Here is a 22,175-nt window from a genome sequence, read left to right on the forward strand (position 1 = left end):
ACCAGTAACAGGCACGCGCAGCGGCTCGGTGAGCTCACATTCTCGGTATATCTGGACGTTTCAGGGGCAAGCGGCAGTTCTATAGACAAAAGCTGCGAATCAATTGAGCGCCAATCCTACGCCAACTGGCGAGCGATTTTCCACGGCGGCCCCCTTGACCCATTGGCTGAGCGGACGCTCGCGAGCTGGCTCGGTCGATCCAGTTTCACATTGATGCAGGGAGATTGCCCTCCCGATCCCTCTCATTATCTGGCTGCCTTGCATGCGGGAGACACGCTGGCGGACAACGCCCTCGAAACCTACGCTGAGCATCTCGTTAGGCACCCCGACGAATCGATCGTTTACGCGGACGAATTTGGCCCAAAGCCTGTTTTTAAACCGGGATGGAGCCCAACGCTGCAGGCCTTTGCGCCTTACATTGGAAGGTCCGCTTTCTTTGCTGGCTCCATCGCGTCGCGTAGTGACAGCTGCCGGATATCCGAGGGAGTTGAGGCGATCCTGCATTCTGCCTTGGACACAAAATCCCAGAAAATCGGGTCGATCAAGCGCCCGCTCTTCCAACTTTCTGAATCTGCCGGCCAGCGCCTCCCACGTAGAAAAGCGCCGGAGGCAATCTACAGAGGCCAATCCCTTCGTGTTGGCGTGGTTATTCCAACTCGAGACCGAGCCGATCTGCTGCAAGTCTGTCTCGAAAGCCTCTTCGGCACGACGACCTACCCCAATTACAAGGTGCTGATTGTAGACAACGATAGTCGGGATGCTCGCACGCATGATCTGATGGCGCGAATGACGGTTGCGGAGCCTCGCTTGGCGATTCTCAAGCAGCCGGGAGAGTTCAATTTCTCTGCGCTGAGCAACGCAGGCGCGAATGCCGTGGAAAGCGATTTTCTGCTCTTCCTGAATAATGACACGAGAATCGTCACGCCCGACTGGATCGAGCGACTGCTCTATTTTGCCTCCCAGCAGGACATTGGCGCGGTGGGGGCAAAGCTTCTCTATCCGAATCAACGTGTCCAGCACGTGGGCGTGTTGCTCGGCATGGGAGGCGTTGCCGGCCATTATGGCGCCGGGCTACCCGCAGACGCGCCCGGTTGGCTGCGCCGAAATCTCGTTCCGCATGAGGTTTCGGCGGTGACTGGCGCTTGTCTGATAGTAGAGCGACATAAGTTTGAGGCGGTCGGCGGCTTTGATGCTGTTAATCTGCCAGTCGACCTGAACGACATCGATCTCTGCCTTCGTCTCGGCGAGCGCGGATGGCGGACGATTTGCAACGCAGAGACGACGCTCATACACCATCAATCCGCCAGTCGCGGCGGCGGGCTCCGGCTTCAGAAGGTTTACGCCAAGGAAAGGCGCTTTTTCACTGAGCGCTGGCGGTTCGTTATTCGCGACGATCCATATTTTCACCCCGCTCTGTCGCTATATGCTGCCGAAGCGGCTCTAGCGTGACTTGCTTGTGCCGAAGGGGATCGCCCAGTATTTTCCTCGGCCTTTCGGGATGCCGCCGGCATCCTGCTCGTGCTCGAGCTTTGTAGACATCCGCCGCTGCCTAATCTCGGCGGCGATTTCATGGAGATGACAAGGCAGATGCGCCCTAAGACCCCAAGGTTGGGATGGATGAAGGCGGCGCGCGATGTTGTGTCGTGGCGACTCCCGAGTGGCGCCCTCCCTAATCTGAGCGGCGAGATCAAAAACAAGCTCCCCACTCTTTCGCAGGGGGTGGACCTTGTGTCGGAGGCCTTCGCAAATGCGAGGGGTGGCGGCGGCTTATTGCGCCGCAGCTTCCTGGCGGTGGTCGTGCTGCCGACCATAATCTACTGGTTCTATGCGGCCCTATGGCAATCGGACCAGTATGTTTCGGAGGCGCGCTTGGCGGTTCGCGAGGCGCAAAAGAAGGAAACGCGTGGGACCGACGTCGCATCGATTATGGCCAACATTACGGGCGGGGGCGGAGGCTCTTCAAAAGACACCCAAAATTCCTACATGGTGCTGAATTATATAAAGAGCCGCGCGATCTTACTGGATCTCGGCGGGAAACCTTACCTCGAACAGAAGTTTGGCGGCTCCGATGTGGATTTTTTCTCGCGAATTTCCTCCGGCGCGAATCTCGAAGATCTCTGGAAATATTGGCTCAGCCATATGCAGGCGAGTGTTGATGGCGTCTCGGGCATACTCACTCTACGCATCGACGCCTTCCACCCGGAGGATTCTCTGGATCTGACCAAGGACGTCATCCGGCTGAGCGAAAATCTCATCAACAGGATAACTCTAAGAAACCGCAACGACGCGCTCGCGCGCGCCGAAAGCGAAGTGAACCTGTCGCGTGAGAAACTCGCGGAGGCGCGCCAGAAGGTTCTGCAATTTCGCAATCAGAATCTCCTCATAGATCCCAGCGCCAGCGCGTCTAGTCTCGGGGAGATGATCGGTAAGCTGACGCTCGATCGCATCGAGCTTTTGAACGCTCTGTCTACGACCTCGACGTCCTTATCTGCAGATGCGCCGAGCCAACGGCTTCAAAAGACGCGTCTTGCCGCGATTGATAAACAACTTGGCGACCTCAAAAAGAAATTGACGGACGACCAGGCGTCCGATGCGGTCTCGGCGCAAATTGCGGGTTACGAGCGGGTAAAGCTTGAGGAGCAATTTGCCGAGAGAATGTATTCGATCTCCGTGACGGCTTATGAACAAGCGCGGCAAGATCTCCAACGGCAGCAGCTCTATCTCGTCACTGTCGTTGCGCCGAGCCTGCCGGAATCTGCAACCTATCCAAGAGTCGTTGGCAGCACATTGCTGATGTTTGTCTCTCTACTCGTCATCTGGGCAATTGTTTCGCTGATGGTCGCGCTCTTTGATGACCAGATGATTTGATAAGGCGCGCAAGACCGCGTTTGGATTAATGCGCCATGTGGTCTCGGACGAGAAATGCGATGCCGACGAGCATCGCCCATACGAAAGCTGCCGGGAAAACGATGATCGACCACTCTAGCCAGCGCCGCGGGTAGAGGGATTTCTCGGCGAGCGTTGGGCGCAGAAATAGCGCGAGATAGGTTTGCTGCCGATCGACGTCGATGCGCGCGGATTCATAAGCGGTGGCGGCCAAGGCGTATTGCTGTTGCGCGAGAGCGAGATCAACCTGACGTTCGGACAGGATGACCGCGTGCCCCGCCATTGAGTTGCTATTCTCTTTGCTCGCGATCTGAGCCGTGTATTCCGCAATTTGCTTTTTTATGTTTTCAATGCGCGTCGTCAGCAGTTTTACCTGCGGTGAGTCTGTCGCAGACGCGCCGGACTGGAGTGCCAGGCTTCCTTCTGCAGATGCGAGACTGAGTCTGAGTTGCGTCACAATTTTGTTGACCGCCAGGGCTGCGGACGTCGCATCGAGAACGCCTTCTGCATTGCGTGCGTCTCGTAGGCTCACGGTGGCGACTTTAACACGCTCTTCGGCGCGTGTGAGCTCATAACTGGCTTTCGAAAGCGCGTCCTGCCGCAAACGCGTCGATAGCTCGTTCACGAGCTTTTCTGATAATTCCACGATATTTCGGGTGATGAGAAGAGACTCTTCCGGCGTGAAGGCGCGAACGTCGACCGAAATGATGCCGGACATGACGTCGACATTGGCGTCAACCTTCTTTTTCCAATATTTCTCTAGTTTTTCGATAGGCTCCTCAGGATCGAAGCGAGATAGGTAGTCGACCTCGGGTCGCGAGAAGATCTTTCTCAAGCCGATTTTCTTGTCGATAATCTCGATAATCGCGCGGCTCGTAATGTATTTGGCGATCGCCTGAGATTCCTGGACCTGTTTTTCATTACGACTGCTAACACCCAGCGCCGTCCAGGACGCACTATCCGCGGATTGGAGCGAGAACTTCGCTGTCGTCACATATTGCTTGCTCGCGATCAGCCCCCAGTAGAGCGAGGCGCCGACCAAGGGCGCCACCACCAGCATGATGAAGCTGATCAATAGCCCTTTCTGGAAAGCTCTCTCGCCACGGCGAGCGGCAAAGCCGCCGCCGCCTGCGATCATGCTTGTTGGCGAGCGAGACCGATTGGCGGCGCGGCGCAGGGCCCGGGAAATGGACGCTGCGATACGGACGGCGTCGTCGGGGCTTATCGCTTCGCGGGGTCCAGGTAGAGCGACCTGCCGGGCGGCGGCGCTTTTGGTCGTGGCGGGATCAGGCATTGAGCTTCTTATATAGGTCGATGGCGTCGTCGACATTGCGGAAGACATGCATCTGCCCGCCCGCCAGAACGATTCCATGGTCGCAATATTCCGTGATGGTGGACATCGAATGAGACACCATAATGATGTCGGCCTTTTTTCGCCGCCTCGAAAACTCTTCTTTGCATCGCGCGGCGAAGCGCGCGTCGCCGACGGCTGTCACCTCGTCGATCAGATAGCATTCGAAGTCGATGGCGAGCGACAAACCAAACGCGAGACGAGCCATCATACCCGACGAGTAGGTTGATACGGCCACATCCATATAAGCTCCAACCTCGGCAAAGTCTTCGACGAAGCTCATGACCTTTCGAGGGTCCTGGCCATAGACGCGCGCAATGAATTTGACGTTTTCCCTGCCGCTGATCAGCGGATGCATGACGCCCGCGAAGCCGAGGGGCCATGAAATGCGAGCGTTGCGGACGATGCGGCCGCCATTTGGCAGCTCATTTCCAGCCAGGAGTCTGATCAATGTCGATTTGCCTGCTCCGTTGACCCCGAGAACGCCATAGCTGCGCCCCGGCTTGAAATCCAGGCTGACATGGTTGAGCACGATCTTCCGATGTCCGCTCGACCTGTAATATTTAAAAACATTCTCGAGTTTGATCATGTCCGGGGCGACGGTCGAAGGGGCTAGGCCGTTCCAAGTTGGTCAATTTGGACCGCCTTTTCGACTAATCAAAGGCGGTCCGTCCCTTATCTACGCTGGCCATCGCCGCCAAAGCTAGAGTAGACAGGAGGCATGAAACAAGAAACGCCTTTTCAGGCAGTGCGCAGGCACTTACGCAACGGCTATATCATATTGACCAGCCGTGGTCTCGTTGCTCTTTACGGAGCGGCGATGCGGGAGGCGGCGAAGATTGTCGATTCCCCCGTCGGGGTTTTTCTGGCGCCCAAAGATATTCTTCGTGACGGGCCCCATTTCTTGCGCGAGCATGGCCTCAGGAGCACCATCGGCGCGGTTCTTCGGCAGACGGCCGCGACTTATGATCCGCCGCTTGGGCGCCGCCGAAACCCCATCAACGATCCCCTGCGGGAACGGGCGATCACTTATTACCATACCTATGAGCTCACCAAGCCCGATGGCGTCGTGCCCTCCCGCAGGCCCTCGAACGAAATGGATTTTTCCCTCGAGGTCCCCTTCGCCTTCGAGCCGCTTTCCCCGCGGAAAGGCGCGATCGCCGCAATCGTTCACGCCTATTATCCCGAGATTCTGTCGCTCGTTCTGGAGAGGCTGGAAAATATCCCAGGGGCGGTCGACTTGTTCGTCTCGACCAACAGTGAGGAAAAACGTCTCGCGATCGAGGAAATCTGCCGCGGTTGGCGAAAGGGAAAGGTGGACGTTCGCATCACCCCCAACAGGGGGCGAGACATTGCCGCGAAGTTTTTCGGCTTCCGTGACGTCTATGCGAATTACGGTCTATTCATCCATCTCCATACAAAGCGCTCGCCGCACGGCGGCGAGGCTCTGGCGCGCTGGTGCGATTATCTCTTGGACCATCTTCTGGGCTCGCCAGAGATCGTGCGATCGATTCTCGCGATTTTCGACGATCCGAAGATTGGCGTCGTGTTTGCGCAGCATCTTTTCGAGCTGCGCGGCATATTGAACTGGGGCTATGATTACGACCTCGCGCGCGGTCTGATGAAGCGCATGGGCGTCGAGATCGATAAGAACATGGTGCTTGAATTTCCCTCGGGCTCGATGTTCTGGGGTCGCAGCGCCGCCTTCCGCCCTCTCCTCGACCTCGATCTCGATTTCGAGGATTTTCCCGAGGAGGGCGGCCATGTGGACGGCACGCTCGCCCATGCGATAGAGCGCTGCCTGCTGATGATTGCCGAGTCGAAGGGGTTCGAATGGTACAAGGTCGCGCGCCGCGACCTCTATCCCATGCCGCAGACGCTCTTGACCGTGCAAAGCCCGGACGACCTCCCGGCGCACCGGCTGAAAGTCTTCCAGCCCTGCCTCGGCAATGTCGACAATGGGTTGCGGCCGCAGGACCGGGGGATCGTTGAGATAAAGCCGCTACTTTCCTATCCCTCGCGCAACGCTCGGCCACGGCTCAATCTGCTGACGCCCACCGTCAATCCGCAGCAGATTTTCGGGGGCGTTGCGACGGCTATGAAGCTTTTCACAGAGCTCGCCGACGTGCTCGGAGAGGATTACGATCGCCGCATCATTGCGACGGACGCCGACATAGAACCCGAAGCCTATGCGAAGCTCTCAGACTACGAGGCCGTGCCACACGCCGCAAGCCTCGACCTCGGCCGTCATCTCCTTGTCGACGCTTATGAGCGCGATGGCAGCCGGCTGGACGTGCGGGCGAACGATATTTTTGTCGCTACCGCATGGTGGACGGCGTTATTCGCGCTCGATCTCGAACGCGACCGCGCCCGGCTCTTCGGAGGCGAATTGCCGTTCGTCTATCTCATTCAGGATGACGAACCCTATTTCCAAGGGCGCAGCTCTCGCTATGCCTTGGCGGAAGCTACTTACCGGCATGGCGCGCGCACCATCGCCATCATCAATTCCGAGGAGCTTTTCTCGGTCATGCAGGGCAAATATGCCTTCGGGGAGGCCTACTGCGTCCCCTATGAAATGAACCGCGCCATTTCGGCCGCGTTGCGCCCGGCGCCGCGCGAACGTCTTATCCTCATCTACGGCCGGCCGAATGTAACTCGAAATGCGTACGAACTCGTGTGCGACGCGCTATTTCGCTGGCAGCAGCGCGACCCGATTCGGGCGAGCCGCTGGCGACTGCTCTTCCTTGGCGAGGAGTTTCCTGACACGCTCGCTTATCCTGTGCAGAACGCCACAGTCGGAGGCAAGGCGAGCTTGGAGGATTATGCAGGCTATCTGAGCCGCGCGAGCGTCGGCGTGTCGCTTATGCTCTCGCCGCATCCAAGCTATCCGCCGCTCGAGATGGCCGAGGCCGGGCTGCTCACGATCACCAATTCTTTCGAGGGCAAGAACCTGACGAGCCGCTTCGACAACATCATCTCGCTCGACCTGCTCGAACCGGCGTTCCTGGCCGACGCCATAGAGGCCGCGGTCGCTCAAATGGAGCCCCGCATCGGCGAGACGACCGGACGCGTCGCGCCGAGAGCGGTCCCGACGGAGACTGGACGGCGTTTCGATATCCCGGTCTTCGCGGAGCGGCTGCGGGCGCTGCGGATATGACTATTGCGCTGGCTGCAGGAGGCGGACAACGCAGCTTTCGAGCGATTCACGCCACGGCGGGAGGGTTATGCCGTAACGGGCGGCGAGCTTCTCATTGTCGAGCCGCGAATTCGCAGGCCGGCGCGCCGGCGTGGGGTAATCGGCGGTGGTGATTCGCTTGACGCGCACGGGCGTGCGGCCGCATTTCTCGGCGACGGCGAAGGTCGCTTCAGCCATATCGGCCCAGCTTGCCTCGCCCTGGCCGGTCAGATGGAATATCCCGCGCAACGACGCCGAATCGTCGCTGACAAGGCGGCGCGCGATGACGACAAGCGCGTCGGCTATGTCGATGGCGTTCGTCGGATTGCCGCGCTGATCCGCAACCACACTGATTTCGTCGCGCGATTCGCCAAAGCGTAGCATGGTTTTGACGAAATTCGCGCCGAAGGGGCTGTAAACCCAGGCGGTGCGCAAAATGGCATGATCGCCGTGCGTCGCGGCGATCTTCTCTTCGCCGGTAAGCTTGGTGCGCCCATAGGCGCCCGTTGGCCCAGTAGGGTCATCCTCGCGATAGGGCCGGTCGAGCATTCCGTCGAACACATAATCCGTCGAGAGATGCAGCAAGGGGACGCCAAGCTCGGCGGCGGCCTCCGCGACATGGCCCGCCCCCTCGCCATTGATTCGCATCGCGACGTCTGGTTCGCTCTCCGCCTTGTCGACTGCAGTATAAGCAGCGGCGTTGATGATCGCGTCGCAGCGCGCATGGCGCAGACCCGCGAGCACTGCTGTGCGCATCTCGAGATCGAGTTGCGGGCGTCCAAGCGCGATAATCTCGACGTCCTTCGGAGCCCGCTCGATCAAAGCGCTGACGACCTGACCCTTGAGTCCGGTAACAGCGAGACGGAGTGTCATGGTGGCGCCCCCTTAAGCTTTGATGCGCTCATAATTTTGAATTCCGACCGTAGCACCGCGCGGTTGCTCAAGGCAACGAGCGGCCCCTGGCGCGGCGCGTGTCTCCGTAGAACGACTATGAAAATCAAATTGATGGCGACTCGTATCGACTGGGCACCGCTGCCTCCGGGTCTTGCGAATCATGCTGACGAAAGGTCCGCGCAAGCTTGGTTAATTAATCGTTAATGCGCTGGGAAATTGGAAAGGAAGAGACATATGAGAAGCACGCGTAAGACTCAGGCGCTCCGCGCCGCGCGGAATCCGAGCGACGTGATTCGGTCCGCCGAGCCGCTCGACCGCAAGCAAGCCGCGATTCTCGTCCTTTTCGAGGCGATGGATTTGATCGACGATCAAGCCGCGTCGGAACTGGTGCGCTTTGCTGTGGCGCGGCTGGTTTGCGAAAGTGCCTGATCCTTGTCACGCGGATTTGCGAGGGCCCAGACTCCGCGCAATTTGGCCTGCTATGAGATGCGCGCTCACGCGGTCGGGAGCAAGCAATGCTGTCGCTTGCGCCATTTGACGCAAGCCGACTGCGGCCTCCGGCAATCTCGCGTGAAGCGCCGCCATATTCAGTCGGCAGAGCGCCCGAAAATCGTGACGGGCTCTTGCCTCCATTTCCGACCGCGGCCCATCGAACCCGGTCGCTATTTTTCCTAGGGCGCGCACCCACTGAACCTGCTCGAATCGTCCGGATGGGGCGCGTGTCTCGAAAATCTCCAAGCTGGCGTTCCAGAGCCCCGCAAAATATCCGGCGCGCTTGAGGTCCGTCTCACAACGCTGTTTCTCGACATTTTGCCGGATCTGCCCAAAAGACGGCATGCGCCTACTCCTCCAACTCGCGCCGCGAAAAATAACGGTCGAAAATCTATGCGGAGTTAAAGTCTGCTTGGGCGTAAGCCTCGCGCGAGGGCCCCTCGATAGAATCATATGTCAGATTCTCGAAGGGGTCCTTCTATGCAAACGATCGCCCAGTTGAAGCAGATACGCCAGCAGATGTTCGACGAGCTAAGCAAGATGCCCGAGTATCGGGCCGTCCAGGCGATGAAGAAGTTCATCGACGAGATGGCCGAGATCTACGGCTCCGAAGAGCCGATAGTCGAGAATAAGGGCCAGAGCGAAGCAGATCCTGCCTCGAAGGCGATTGAAAAGCGAATTGTCGAGGGCCCTGAAGGCGTGTCTCAGCGCATCCGAGCCTATTCCCCTTAAGCCCTGCGGATTGAGCGAAGACGTTAGGGAAAAATTTGAGTCCCACCGGCCGATCGGTAGGTCTCCGAATGAAGGTAACCGCGCCGTCCGCTGATCATGCCGATTCGGCTGGCGTCTCCCCGAAGCCGTTTTTTTAGTATGGCCGACGCCTTCGTGTCAGGAGGCCTTCCTATGAGAGATATGCCTACGATGGCCTCCAACGCCGCTGGCCTATTTTCGGCCTTGCGCCAATCGCTCTCCGGAACTCTTTCGCGAGCGGCGATCACGTTTTTCGTCGTGATGGCGCTGATCGACCTTTCGGCTTCTTCATATGCTTTTCTGGCGCTTCGGCAGGAAACGACCGCATCCGCCGCCCGGGAGCAAAGGGAGGCGAAAAGCGACAGGTTGTTTGCGCAGCTCGTCGAGATGTTGCAGAGCGCAAAATACGACATCGCCCAGGCGCGGTTGTCCCTCGTCGATTTTATGGCGTCCCGTCACGCTGATGGCCTCGAGAGCGCTTTCCGTGATTTTGGCGCGAACTCCAAGAAATTCTCGCTGCATGTAAAGGCGGCTTTGGAGGCCGCCCGGGCTCTCGACAGCCCCGATCTTGTCCGAGCTCTGACGCAAGCCGAGAAGAGCATCTACGCCTTTGCGGCGAAGGCGGCCGAAAGCGCAAAAACCAGCGATGCGAACGCGCCCGCTGATGGAAAGCTGAAATTCGACCAGCTCGCGCTCTCGGTGCAAATGGCGCTTGATAATACCAAGTCCGAAGTCGATGCGGTTCGCAAACGCATCGACAGCAATAAAGCGAACGCCGGCCTTGCTCTGGACGAGTTGCGTGCGCGGGCGCAGATCGCTGCGCTTATGGCGATCGGAACGATCATATTGACGGCTGCGCTTGCTTGCTTGCTGGCGCGGCGCTGGGTGACGCAGCCCTTGGATTGGATCACATTCACTTTTTCGCGGCTCGTCGAAGGTGATCTCAACTACGATGTCTACGAGGCTGGCCGAACCGACGAAATCGGCCGTCTGGGAATCGTCTATCGAAAATTCCGCCTCATCGCCAAGGAGAGGCTGCAGGCGCAACATCAGGCGCTGGAGCAGCAAGCGATCATGGAAGTGGAACGCTCGCGCAGTGACGCCGAGCGGGCCGCCGTCGCCGCTGAACAAGAATTTCTTATCGAGACGCTGGGAGCAGGGCTTTCGAAAATCGCCGATCACGACCTTTCTTTCCGATTGAGCGGCGAGGTGCCGGGGGCGTATCAACGCTTGCAGCAGGACTTCAATTCCGCGCTGGAAGCGTTGGAATCTGCGCTCATGAAGGTGCGCGACGGCGCTGGCGTCATCTCCTCCTCGACGGCGGAAGTCGCTTCGGCGGCGGACGATCTGTCGAGACGCACGGAGCAGCAAGCGGCGAGCCTGGAGGAAACCGCCGCCGCATTGCAGGAGGTCATGACCGCCGTCAGCCGCAACGCGGACGCTGCGAAACGCACGCAGGATATTGTCGCGCGCGCGAGATCGGAGGCGCAAAATAGCGGCATGATTGTCCAAGGCGCGACCGAAGCGATGGCCCGCATCGAAAAATCATCGACGGATATTGCAAGCATCATCGGGCTCATCGACGAGATTTCCTTCCAGACGAATCTGTTGGCGCTCAACGCCGGCGTCGAGGCTGCGAGAGCCGGCGAGGCCGGCCGGGGATTCGCCGTCGTCGCCTCGGAAGTGCGCGCGCTCGCGCAGCGGTCGGCGGAAGCGGCGAAAGAAATAAAAGGGCTGATCTTATCCTCGAAGGCCGAGGTCGCCGATGGAGTTGGTCTCGTCGTCTCCACTGGCGCGGCTTTGGAGCGCATCGCCTCGGAAGTGGTCTCGATCAGCTCGATGGTGTCCGAGATCGCCGCCGGCGCCGCGGAAGGCGCTGCGGCAATCCGCCAGATCAATGTCGCGGTCGGGCAGATGGATCAGGATACCCAGAAGAATGCCGCCATGGTCGAAGAAACGACGGCGGCGAGCCATAGTCTGCGACACGAGGCAGATAAATTGGCGCGCTCTGTCGGAAGTTTCCAGCTGCGGCAGCTCGAGGAGGCCCCCACGCCCCGGGAAAGAAGCAGGCGGGCGCAGCAATATGCCGTCGCCTCCGGCGCGGCGGCGCGCAAGCTTCACATCCAAGATCCCCAAGAAGCGGATTGGACTGAGTTTTAAGGCAAAAAATTTAGCGCCAAGGCGGTGCAACGCCCCGCCACTCAACGGTACCATTTCCGTTTGAACAGCTCGCACTGGGGCCTTGTCAATTCCCTTCGGGCTGAGAACCCCGAGCGGGGAATTCCAGAGCCCACAAAAAAGCGCTGGTTTTGCTCTGGCTTCCCCATCACGCTTTGCGAGCGTCGCGAATGACAGCGAACCAATCAAGCGGATCTTGTATGACTTGATGCCGCGTCTGAACCTTTTCGAAAGAGACCGAAATGACAAAAGACCAGCGCGCCGATTGTGGCGCGCTGGTCTCTCCTTATGGGCGCGTTGCGCCTTTAGATTTCGTCGGTCAGAACTCTTCCCAGCTCTCTTCCTCGTATCTGGCTTCACGTTCGGCGAGCGCTGCAGAGCCGCGCGTCTTTAACGCCGGCTTGGTGGCGGGTTTGCGCGCCGGGGCCCGGGGAGCGGCGTGCGACGCAATGGGCTTTCCAGTGTTGAATCGCCGCACGGCCGCCGCCAGCCGTTCGGTTTCCTGGCCCATGTTTTTCGTCGCCGCGGTTGTTTCCTCGACCATTGCAGCGTTATGCTGCGTCATCTGGTCCATCTGATTGATGGCTTCCGTTACCTGACTCAGCGCCAGAGCCTGCTCTCTAGTGCCATCGGCGATCGTGCCGACCACCGTCGCAACGTCGCCTACCTGAGACACGATCGCCTTCAAAGCCCGGCCTGTTTGTCCGACGAGATTGGCGCCTTGCTCGACAGCCGAATTGGACGCGGCGATCAGCCCCTTGATCTCTTTGGCGGCGTCGGCTGAGCGCTGAGCGAGGGCGCGCACTTCCGAAGCGACGACAGCAAAACCCCTGCCGGCTTCTCCTGCCCGCGCCGCCTCGACGCCGGCGTTCAAAGCGAGCAGATTCGTCTGGAAGGCAATCTCGTCTATGACGCCGATGATCTGCCCGATGTCTTTGGACGCCTTTTCGATGCGCCCCATTGCTTCGATGGCGGAGACGATGATCTCGCCGCCCTTTTCGGCGTCCGCCTTCGTCGCCGAAACGATCTCATTGGCGTTCTGCGTGCTGGAGGCGGTCGCTTTGACCGTCGTGGTCACTTCGGCGAGCGCAGCCGACGACTCTTCCAGTCCCGCGGCTTGAGATTCCGTGCGGCGCGAAAGGTCCTCGGCGGCCGCGCCAATTTCGCTCGTCGCATTTTCGATGACCGAAACGGAATCGGAAACGACGATGAAGGCTTCACGCAGTCTTTCGACAGTGTGATTGAATTCCGTTTTGATCTTTTCGAACTCGGGCGCCAGATCGGCTGTAATTCCGCTTTCGAGATTTCCGTTGGCGAGCCGCTCGAGCGCATAGCTCATCGCCGCCAGCGCCTCTGAACGGTTCTTTTCCTCTGCGGCCCGGAGCTCCTCTTGCTGGTGGCGTCTCGCTTCCAGCTCCTCGAGATAGACAGATATGGAAAGGTCCATGTCGAGAAAGGTGGCCTTTACAAGGCTCGAGAGCGCTTCGGCCATTTCGTCAGCGATATTCTGGCCGCGAAAAACGAATCTCGGCCAGCGGTCTTTTACGACCGAATGAATGAGTTGCTCCAGAACGACGGCATATCCGCCGATATACCACCGCGGCTCGAGACCCAGCCGCGCATGCGTCTTCCCGACAGCGCGCACGGCCTGGGCATAAGAGTCGCCGAATTGCGCATCGGCGATCAGGCTCCAGTGCTGTTGCTGGCGGCCTTTGGCGGAGGCCATATGCTGGTTGTCAGCAAAAAACTGCCTCGTTTCCGGCGTTGCGCGCAACTTGTCATAGAAAGTTGTCAGCGCGTGGTCGAGAGCTACGTTCAAAAGAGGCTTCAGTTCTCGCAGCCGCGCTTTGGAGCGCTCATCGATGCCAATGAACGCAAGCCGTTCATCCATCGATATTGGGGAAACGGAGGTTTGGTGGGCTGGAGACTGGGCCATAAACGCCTCTTCCGGATGAACGAGAGACCGGGCGGCGCCCATGTGAATGGGCGTGCGACGGGGGACGGAGACCGATTGCATTCGGCGGCGGAGAGGCGTCATGCCTAATGGAATAGGTAAAAACACCTAGTGGTATCCAACGAGTAAATGAAAATGAAAATTGCCGCCTGTCTGGGCGTAACCTTTGATAATTATCAGGCAAGTGCACAATTTTTATGAAGGCGCAGGTTCTTTATGCGCCTTTTCTATGCAGACCGAGAATGCCCGAGTACGATGTTCAATCTTCCTTCGAGCCAGGCGTTGGGTTTTCTGCAATCACTCCGCGAGGGGTGATGACGGTCCAGCGATTATTTTGTCTGAGGATATCTTGGACCCTACCCAGGCCTGCGACGAGCTCTCCCTTTGAGACGCGCATAAGTGAACCGTGGGGGTCTCTGATAAGTGCCCAGCCCTCCTCCGCCTCGATGAGCCTGTAATTTGGCAAATCGTTCCGTGTGGGCGCGGCGCTCTTTCCGAGTCCTCCGACCGGGCTGTAATCAATGCCGTTCTTATTCGCCACAACCAGCGCTGGATTTTCCTGATTGCGCCGAGTCGCGACGGTGGAAGGCCGAGCGAAGATCATCAGATGTTCCGCCCCCGCGAAGGTCGGAACACGATCAGGGGCGCTGATCATTTGCGCCGCGAAAGCAGTCGCGCCGACGGCGAGCGCGACTGTTCCAACCTGCAAGGCGCGCTCCGCAACGGGTGTTTGTCGCCGGGCGATCTTGGCAATCGATTTCTTTGTCGAGCGCGGAGTCTGATTGGAAGACGCGGGTCGTTGCATGGCGGCTCTCACAGCCTCGAGTTCAGGATAAAAGAATCATCTTCGAGCTTATTCGTATCGCGCCGCAGGCGCGTGTTGAATAATCGAGTTCGCCCTTTGCCGCGCCCATGCAAGCTTCGCGAAAGCTCAACAAGCGGCCCGAGACGTTCTGTAGAATGCAAGACGAATCTCTTTTTTGTGTTAAACAATGTGTTAAGAGATCGCGGCCTAAATAGGCCTGCGGAGATCGTTGTTTAGGAGCGCGCCAGCTTCACCTTCGATCACTTGCGCCGCCATGAAGGCGGCCGTCGTTCCCGATTCCGACAAGAGTTGTTCCGAGTGATGACGGATTCTCTGGGACGATAAGCGCCGCTTATTTCAAATCCGATGCGATGTTTCTTGCGCTTGCGCCTCGCCGGCAAGCGCGTGGGAGCTATCGTCTGCGCCGCCGCTCTTTTAGCGAATGGGAAAATTCATGGGCCTCTCGATCGCGGGAATGATCGCCAATACCTCGCTCGGGACGATCTCAAATGAGATCAGCATTCTCTCGCGTAACGTGTCGAACGCCAACACGCCGGGCTATGCCACGCGGGTCGCTCAGACGAGCACAGGATCAACGGGCTCGGCGGAGGTGAACGGCGTCACGCGCATCACGAACCCCGCCTTATTCAAGAGCCAGCTTCAGTCGACCTCCGGCGGGGCGCAGGCGTCCGCCGTCTATGATGGTCTCTCCACCATCGCTCAGTTGCTGAACACCGATAGCAATGGCAACAGTTCGTCGCCGTCTTCCTTTATCGGGAAGCTCTCCAGCGCCTTGCAGACCTATGACGCAGCGCCGACCGATACGACGGCGGCGACGGGCGTCGTGACCGCGGCGAAGGACTTGGCTAATTCGCTGAACCAGGCCACGGCCACGGTCCAGAGCGTGCGCCAGAATGCGGACCGACAGATTGCCGACTCGGTCACGAACATCAACTCGATTCTGGGCAAGTTCGAACAGGTCAACAATGCGATTGTCGCGGGCACAGCCAGCAAGAAGGATGTCACCGACCTCCTCGACCAGCGAGACTCTCTGCTGACTCAGCTCTCGTCTGAGATCGGCATAACGACGGTCACGCGTCCCAACAACGACATGATGATCTTCACGGACAGCGGCGTGACGCTGTTCGAGACGGCTCCGCGTTCGGTGGCGTTCCTGCCCAATCCCGCGCTTACGGCCGGGACAAATGGAAACGCCGTCTATGTCGACGGCGTGCAGGTGACGGGAAACAGCAACTTCGCCACCAGCGTGCATTCCGGCAAGCTCGCGGGTTTGACGCAACTTCGAGACACTGTCGCGCCGGCGTATCAAAACCAGCTCGACGAGATTGCGCGTGGACTTGTTTCGGCCTTTTCCGAGAGCGATCAAACCGGCGGCGGCGCGCCTGCGCTTCCCGGGCTTTTCACTTATCCTGGCGCGACAGCGGTTCCTGGCGCGGCCCTCGTTCCGGGCCTCGCCGGACAGATTCAGGTCAACGCCAACGCCGACCCCAGCCAAGGCGGCGACCCGACGCGCGTGCGCGACGGCGGAATCTCCGCTCCCGGAAATCCCGCCTATACATACAACACGTCCGGCGGCGCGCTCTATACGGGTCGTATCGAGCAGCTGATTTCTTCGCTATCTGCGAATCAGGCCTTCGATCCCAAGGCGTCTCTCAACACCAATACGTCGCTGACCGCTTTCGCGAGTTCTTCCGACGGCTGGCTTTCCGCGCAAAAGCAGCAGGCCAGCAGCGCCAATACTTACCAGAGCGCGATGCTCAGCCAGAGCACCCAGGCACTGTCGAACGCAATCGGCGTGAATCTCGATAGCCAGATGGCCAAAATGCTCGACCTTGAGAACTCGTACCAAGCCACGGCGAAGCTGATGGCGACTGTCGACTCCCTCTATACGACCCTGTTCAACGCCATCAAACCGTGAGTGCAGATCGATGATCTCATCCGTTTCCACAGCGGGTATGTCTACCGCTTTGAGCAATACGATTGTCGATTTGCAAAAGCGCCTGTCGATCGCCCAGAAAGAACTATCGACCGGACAGCACGCCGACATGAGCGTGTCGATCGGTTCTCAGCTGACGCAGGATTCTCTCCTGCATCTCAGCGTGAGCGACCTCGAAGCAATCACGGCGAGCAACAATGTGGTTTCGTCTCGCCTCGATATTACGCAGGCATCGCTGCAGAAGTTCTCGACAGACGCCCAGAGCATGCGAAACGCGCTGATACAGGCCCAAAGCGGATTCAGCAACAGGGGCGCCGTCATCCAGCAGGCGCAAACCTCGCTCAGCACGATGATGTCGAGCTTGAACGCCTCGAGCGGCGGGGTGTACGTTTTCGGCGGAGTCAAAGGCAACACGGCGCCGATTGCAGATACTTCGTCGGCCCCGCCGAGTGCGGCGAAGGCGTCCCTCGACGCTGCATTTACGAGCAATTTCGGATTTCCGCCCTCGGACCCGCGTGTTTCAACGATCACGGCGTCGCAGATGAACGCCTTTATATCCGGTCCGATGGCCGCGTTATTCTCATCGTCGAGTTGGACCGCGAATTGGTCGTCGGCATCGAGCACGCCGCTGCAAAATCGCATATCGATCACCCAAACGAGCGCTACTTCTGTCACGGCTAACGACGCGTCCTTCCGGAATATCGCGTTCGGCTATACGATGCTGACCAATCTTGGCGTGAGCAATCTGAGCAACGATACTTACCAAGCCGTCGTTTCGGCCGCGACAAACTACCTTGATCAAGGCGTATCGGGACTCACCGGGCTACAGGAACAAGTTGGTGTTATGCAGAGCGACCTGAAAAGCGCCCAGCAAAATATGGGGACTCAAAAGGACTTGTTGAACACCCAGATCGGCACGCTGGAGAATGTCGATCCCGCTCAGGCCTCAGTCACGGTCACCAACCTGATGACGCAGATTGAAACGTCTTACTCTCTGACCGCGCGCATTCAGCAGTTGAGCCTCACGAAATATTTGTGAGGCTTCCCACGGCTACTTTCAGCGGGCTTGGCGTTCTGCGGCCCCGAATGAGGACGCAACAAGCGTCCTCATTCGGGTTCACCTGCTCTTATCTGCTCGCAGCGTCTGCTTGCGACACAAGGAGATATCCAAGGAACCGCTGGGAGTCGATCGGGTCGAAGCCCAATTTTTTTCGCAGCTTTTTTCGCAGCTTGCTGATGTGGCTTTCGATCACAGTCTCTTCGACTTCCTCATCGAAGAGCCCGTAAACGGCGTTAAATACTTGGGTCTTGGTCAACCTGCGGCGCTTGTTCAAAACAAGCAGTTCGAGAACGCGTCTCTCCCGGCGGGGCAGCGGGAAGGGCTCGCCGTCAATCACCGGATCGCGACCATCGAAGAAGACCTGGATACGATCGAACGTCGCATAGTCTTGCCGAGCTTCGGCGCGCCGCCGAATAGCGTGAACGCGGGCAAGTATTTCGCGCACGTGGATCGGTTTGCGAACAACGTCGTCGACGCCGGCGCTAAACAAGCCGAGCGTTTGTTCCAAAGACAACGTGTCATTCATCGCGATCACAGGAGCCTGCGAGTGCCGGCGAATAACCCGCGGCAATTCTTCCCGATCAGGGCAATCGCCGATCAGAAACGCCTCAACCGCCTGCAAGTCTTTTTCACGCGCCGAGTCGACCCACTCCAAGAATTGCTCGAAGCCAAAACCTGCCGAGAACACACCCTCTTGACCAAAACGACTAGTATACGCACTCGTTACAATTTCCCTTTCATCCACAATGATTAACATTCGGCGTCTCCCGGCGGATGGGCCAGCATGTCGGGCAGTTCATGCGAATCGACCCCTCTACTCGATGTAGTCGTACCGCTGGAGGGTCGTCAACGGCTAAGACTTAAGTCAACGCTGGCAGTTACTGGCGTCGGGCCCCTCTCCAAAAATGCAGCTTCGCGCAAGCCGGGCTGATTATCTTCCGTGCGAATCGCCTTGTGATTACTCGAGAAGAGAATCAAGAATGCTTTCGTCTTATTATGTGTCTTTGTCGTCACAGCTCGCTCTCGACAAGCGCATGTCGACGATTGCGATGAATGTCGCCAATGCGAATACTGTCGGATTTCGTGCAGGCGGCGTCTCGTTTGAGACTACCTTATCCAAAGCGGGCCCGACGCAAACCGCTTATGCTTCCAGCGGGAAGGATTTTATCTCGACGGTGCAGGGGCCGGTGTCGAAGACCGACAATCCGCTCGATGTTGCGGTGCAGGGTTCGGGGTGGCTGGCGATTCGAACCCCTAACGGTGTCGCCTATACTCGGGACGGCCGTCTGAAGATGCTGCAAACGGGCGACGTCCAGACGATCGAGGGGTTTCCTGTCCTGGACGCCGGCAACTCGCCGATCGTCCTGGATCCGACGCAGGGCCCGCCGACGATCTCCCGCGACGGCATGATCAATCAGGGAGCCAATCAGGTTGGTGCCTTGGGCCTGTTTTCCATAGATCCCAACGCCTCTCTGACAAGAGGGCCGAATTCCAGCGTGATCCCGTCGACGCCAGCGACGCCAATTCTCGAGTTTTCCCTCAATGGCGTGGCGCAAGGCTTTATCGAGGGGGCCAATGTCAATCCGATAACGGAACTGACAAAACTGATTTCCACTTCCCGGTCGTTCGATAATGTGAGCTCCATGACCGATACGTTGGATTCCGCGCAGCAAAACGCCATCCGTACCCTCGGCGGCGCCTAAGGCGCCGGCATGCCCAAACTCGAGCACTTGCAACGCTCGGCCGAGCTTTTCGCCCGCAGCAAGCGTCAGGTCGCCATCTCCGGCGTGGTCGTGGAGGTGACGCCCACATACTTCAGAACTGCGGGACTCTCGAAATTCGTCAGGCTTGGAGATTGTGTCGCAGTAGAAACCGGTCGCGGGGAGACGCTCGCTCAGGTGGTGCGAATCGAGCAGAATGGCGTCATCGTAAAGGCCTTTGAAAATAATTCGCCTGTCGGCCTGGGGTCAAAGGTTTGCTTTGTCGGTCCGATTGAACTTTTCCCCCATGACTCATGGCGGGGCAGGGTTCTCGACGCATTCGGGCGGCCCGTCGATGGGCAGGGGCCCGTCTCAGTTGGTCTTAAGCCCTATTACTTGGACGCGCCGCCGCCGTCGGCAATGCGCCGAACCCGGATCACGAAGCCATTGCGCACAGGCGTCCGGGCGATCGACGCATTCACGCCAATTTGCGAGGGACAGAGGATCGGCATTTTCGCGGGTTCGGGCGTCGGCAAATCCACGTTGCTGGAGATGCTGTCCCGGTCAGGCGGATTTTCCGTCGCGGTGATTTGTCTTGTTGGCGAACGCGGACGCGAAGTGCGCGATTTCGTCGATACGGTGATCTCGGCTAATCCGGGCGGCGTCGTCACGATCGTTGCGACAGCGGACGAAAGTCCGATGATGCGGCGGATGGCGCCGCTGACCGCCACAACGGTTGCAGAGCATTTCCGAGACGCAGGTGCCTCCGTCGTTTTGATCGTCGACTCGGTGACACGCTATGCCCACGCCGCGCGCGAGGTTGCATTGGCGTCCGGCGAGCCGCCTGTAGCCAATGGCTATACGCCGAGCGTTTTTGCCGACCTGCCGCGCCTCCTCGAGCGCGCGGGGCCCGGCGAGGATGGCGCGGGCGCGGTGACGGGGATCTATTCCGTCCTCGTAGACGGCGACAATCATAATGATCCCATCGCCGATTGTATCCGAGGCACGCTTGACGGCCATATTGTGCTCGACCGAGAGATTGCGGAACAGGGTCGCTACCCGGCGATAAACCTGCTCAAGTCGATCTCACGCCTTGCCGATCGCGTCTGGACGCAGGACGAGCGCGAGATGGTGATGAGGCTGAAATCCATGCTTGCGAAATTTGAAGAGACGCGCGATCTGCGCATGCTCGGCGGGTATCACGCCGGCGCGGACGCCGAGCTCGATCGCGCCGTCGCCGTCTCGCCGGCAGTATATGAGGGCCTGCGACAATCCCCTAAGGATCCGCCAAGCGTCGCCGCGCTCGAAGAATTGGCGGAGCGGATCAATGGGGGGCGCCAAGGGTGAGCGACCTATCCCGCTAGCCCATGTTCGGGCCTAACCAGAGCGGCATGGGCCGCTGCCCGTAAGGTTCAGCTTCGCGAAAGCCGGGTCGTTTACATTTTCCCTGCGCAATAACCGGGATGTTTCGGGATGTCTCCCCTTGGGAGCGGCGCGATCGAGGATGTCCATGACCGCCGATGAAGCGTTCGAAATCCTGCAGTTCGAGAAGGAGCTCATCGAAAACGCCGGCCCGGCGGTGCTGCGGCTGAAGCTGATAGAAATCGGGAGCCTTTTTCTGCGTCGTCTTGCGGGAGACGATGTTCTTGAGGCAGCACGGACCGCGTCGGAGGAGCTGCGCAAGCTTATCGCCGAACGTCCCTGTGTTTCCCTCATCGATTTCAAGGCGCGCGATAAGGTTCTTGTTGCGAGTTTTGGAGTCGAATCTTCGATAAAGGCGCCGGACGCCCAAAAGAGCGCACAGCAACCTCTCGACTGCGGCCCGATTGAAACCCGGCAATACGCGGCCGAGATCGAACTCGACCAAAGGGACGCCATCGCACTCGATTGCGCCCTGAACAAGGGCTATAGCCAGGGTGACTTGCGCGAGTTCGGCTTTCTGATGAGCGGCATATTCGACTCGCCGAGCGAGCCCGCAAGATTCGTCAAGCGCGCAAACCAACTCGCTGGCCGCACAGCTTTGCTCGGCGCCGAGTTGAAGAATGGCCAAAGCGAAATTGCATTAAACTCGGTCTATAAGGTAAGCGCTGTTGCGGTCCCACCTTCCAACCGATGCTGAAAGCAGCGAGTCTGATCTCCTGATTTGGAGATAAGGCTTGTGTCCAGACTTGACCCTACGCTTGAGCCTAATGGCGGAGCGGTGCGCCGGATCGAAGTGATCACGGGCGGCGGCGAACGTCGTCGACGATGGTCGGTTGCGGAGAAGGCGCAAGCCGTCGAAGAGTCGCTTGCGCCTGGCGCGGTAGTTTCAGTTGTCGCGCGACGGCATGGGCTGGCGCCGCAGCAATTGTTTTCGTGGCGACGAAAGGCGCGACGGCAAGCGGAACTCGATGCTGTTTCATTTGCGCCGGTTGTTGTCGAGCGACGAGAGGAAGCGCCCGTCGCTCTGGGGTCGGAGAGCAGACCGGTTGCTCGCCCGCACGTGATTGAGCTCGCAATTGACGGTGCAAGCGTCTGGATCTGGCGTGACGCGCCCATGGGCATGGTCACGGCGATTATCGACGCCTTGAAGGCGAGTTCATGATCGGGCCGACAGGCGCGATCCGCGTCATGGTGGCGACGAAGCCCGTCGACTTCCGAAAGGGCGCCGAGGGCTTGGCTGCGCTGGTCCGAGAGACGATGCAGGCAGATCCTTTTGACGGCGCTGTTTATGTGTTCCGCGCGAAAAGGGCTGATCGCATCAAACTGGTGTTCTGGGACGGCACGGGCGTCTGTCTCTTTGCCAAGCGGCTGGAAGATGGCGAGTTCCGCTGGCCGAAGATCGAAGACGGGGTGATGCGGTTGTCCGCGGCGCAGTTTTCGGCGCTGCTGGAGGGGCTCGACTTTCGCCGCGTGCGCGCGGCGAAAGAGACGGCGGCGCCGACCTTGCCGGGATAAGCCGCGACACAGTGAATCAGGGCATCGAAGAACGTC

General features: G+C 59.0%; 19 protein-coding genes (1 of these 19 running past the window's edge). 13 read left to right on the plus strand and 6 right to left on the minus strand.

Annotated features, from left to right (window positions below; all coding sequences use genetic code 11):
- A protein-coding gene (locus tag OGR47_RS01385; RefSeq protein ID WP_165056079.1) for a glycosyltransferase family 2 protein crosses the window boundary here: on the plus strand, positions 1-1,449 show its 3' portion. Its footprint begins 531 nt before the window's first position; only the last 1,449 of its 1,980 coding nucleotides appear in the window; its start codon lies off the left edge, out of view; the stop codon is at positions 1,447-1,449.
- A 168-nt stretch (positions 1,450-1,617) separates the two neighbouring features.
- Positions 1,618-2,868 carry a hypothetical protein gene (locus OGR47_RS01390; RefSeq protein ID WP_253948078.1) on the plus strand — a complete coding sequence of 417 codons (1,251 nt, stop codon included), beginning with the start codon at positions 1,618-1,620 and terminating at the stop codon, positions 2,866-2,868.
- Positions 2,869-2,893: 25 nt separating this feature from the next.
- Here OGR47_RS01390 and OGR47_RS01395 read toward each other — a convergent pair whose 3' ends face one another.
- The gene (locus tag OGR47_RS01395; RefSeq protein WP_165056077.1) at positions 2,894-4,180 is read right to left on the minus strand and encodes a hypothetical protein; all 1,287 of its coding nucleotides are present in this window, start codon (positions 4,178-4,180) and stop codon (positions 2,894-2,896) included.
- Positions 4,173-4,826 carry an ABC transporter ATP-binding protein gene (locus OGR47_RS01400; protein WP_165056075.1) on the minus strand — a complete coding sequence of 218 codons (654 nt, stop codon included), beginning with the start codon at positions 4,824-4,826 and terminating at the stop codon, positions 4,173-4,175. The genes OGR47_RS01395 and OGR47_RS01400 overlap by 8 nt, the downstream gene beginning before the upstream one ends.
- Before the next feature lie 132 nt (positions 4,827-4,958).
- On the opposite strand from OGR47_RS01400, the gene OGR47_RS01405 reads away from it, so the two are divergent.
- Positions 4,959-7,394, plus strand: a complete 2,436-nt coding sequence (locus tag OGR47_RS01405) for a rhamnan synthesis F family protein (protein ID WP_165056074.1) — start codon at positions 4,959-4,961, stop codon at positions 7,392-7,394.
- Here OGR47_RS01405 and rfbD read toward each other — a convergent pair whose 3' ends face one another.
- Positions 7,395-8,285, minus strand: coding sequence for a dTDP-4-dehydrorhamnose reductase (gene rfbD, locus OGR47_RS01410; protein ID WP_165056072.1), 891 nt, complete (start codon positions 8,283-8,285; stop codon positions 7,395-7,397).
- 255 nt (positions 8,286-8,540) lie between these two features.
- On the opposite strand from rfbD, the gene OGR47_RS01415 reads away from it, so the two are divergent.
- The 3 genes from OGR47_RS01415 (at position 8,541) to OGR47_RS01425 (ending at position 11,708) form a co-directional block, all read left to right on the plus strand.
- The gene (locus OGR47_RS01415) at positions 8,541-8,735 is read left to right on the plus strand and encodes a hypothetical protein (RefSeq protein WP_165056071.1); all 195 of its coding nucleotides are present in this window, start codon (positions 8,541-8,543) and stop codon (positions 8,733-8,735) included.
- A gap of 543 nt (positions 8,736-9,278) precedes the next feature.
- Positions 9,279-9,530: a hypothetical protein gene (locus OGR47_RS01420; protein WP_165056070.1), complete on the plus strand. Its 252-nt coding sequence runs from the start codon at positions 9,279-9,281 to the stop codon at positions 9,528-9,530.
- A 171-nt stretch (positions 9,531-9,701) separates the two neighbouring features.
- A complete protein-coding gene (locus tag OGR47_RS01425) occupies positions 9,702-11,708 on the plus strand; it encodes a methyl-accepting chemotaxis protein (protein WP_246729890.1) in 2,007 nt (668 codons plus the stop codon).
- Positions 11,709-12,045: 337 nt separating this feature from the next.
- On the opposite strand, the gene OGR47_RS01430 is transcribed toward OGR47_RS01425, so the two are convergent.
- Positions 12,046-13,704 (minus strand): methyl-accepting chemotaxis protein, encoded by a 1,659-nt coding sequence (locus OGR47_RS01430; RefSeq protein ID WP_416374440.1) that lies wholly within the window; start codon positions 13,702-13,704, stop codon positions 12,046-12,048.
- Between the two features lie 235 nt (positions 13,705-13,939).
- A complete protein-coding gene (locus OGR47_RS01435) occupies positions 13,940-14,335 on the minus strand; it encodes a hypothetical protein (RefSeq protein WP_165056068.1) in 396 nt (131 codons plus the stop codon).
- 604 nt (positions 14,336-14,939) lie between these two features.
- Here OGR47_RS01435 and flgK point away from each other — a divergent pair.
- Positions 14,940-16,424, plus strand: coding sequence for a flagellar hook-associated protein FlgK (flgK, locus tag OGR47_RS01440; protein ID WP_165056067.1), 1,485 nt, complete (start codon positions 14,940-14,942; stop codon positions 16,422-16,424).
- A gap of 10 nt (positions 16,425-16,434) precedes the next feature.
- On the plus strand, positions 16,435-17,481 hold the full coding sequence (locus tag OGR47_RS01445; protein WP_165056066.1) for a flagellar hook-associated family protein: 1,047 nt from the start codon (positions 16,435-16,437) through the stop codon (positions 17,479-17,481).
- Positions 17,482-17,569: 88 nt separating this feature from the next.
- On the opposite strand, the gene OGR47_RS01450 is transcribed toward OGR47_RS01445, so the two are convergent.
- A complete protein-coding gene (locus tag OGR47_RS01450; RefSeq protein ID WP_165056065.1) occupies positions 17,570-18,259 on the minus strand; it encodes a response regulator transcription factor in 690 nt (229 codons plus the stop codon).
- Between the two features lie 223 nt (positions 18,260-18,482).
- On the opposite strand from OGR47_RS01450, the gene flgF reads away from it, so the two are divergent.
- From flgF to tnpB, 5 genes are all read left to right on the plus strand, one after another.
- Entirely contained in the window at positions 18,483-19,205 is a 723-nt protein-coding gene (flgF, locus tag OGR47_RS01455) for a flagellar basal-body rod protein FlgF (protein WP_165056081.1), read from the plus strand.
- 9 nt (positions 19,206-19,214) lie between these two features.
- Positions 19,215-20,549, plus strand: coding sequence for a FliI/YscN family ATPase (locus OGR47_RS01460; RefSeq protein ID WP_165056064.1), 1,335 nt, complete (start codon positions 19,215-19,217; stop codon positions 20,547-20,549).
- A 163-nt stretch (positions 20,550-20,712) separates the two neighbouring features.
- Complete coding sequence (locus tag OGR47_RS01465; RefSeq protein ID WP_165056062.1) at positions 20,713-21,321, plus strand: hypothetical protein; 609 nt, start codon at positions 20,713-20,715, stop codon at positions 21,319-21,321.
- 39 nt (positions 21,322-21,360) lie between these two features.
- Positions 21,361-21,786, plus strand: coding sequence for an IS66-like element accessory protein TnpA (gene tnpA, locus OGR47_RS21840; protein ID WP_371824408.1), 426 nt, complete (start codon positions 21,361-21,363; stop codon positions 21,784-21,786).
- Positions 21,783-22,139: an IS66 family insertion sequence element accessory protein TnpB gene (tnpB, locus tag OGR47_RS01475; protein ID WP_165056354.1), complete on the plus strand. Its 357-nt coding sequence runs from the start codon at positions 21,783-21,785 to the stop codon at positions 22,137-22,139. The genes tnpA and tnpB overlap by 4 nt, the downstream gene beginning before the upstream one ends.
- The last annotated feature ends 36 nt before the right edge of the window (positions 22,140-22,175 follow it).

The sequence above is a fragment of the Methylocystis sp. MJC1 genome (genome assembly GCF_026427715.1).
Classification (GTDB): domain Bacteria; phylum Pseudomonadota; class Alphaproteobacteria; order Rhizobiales; family Beijerinckiaceae; genus Methylocystis.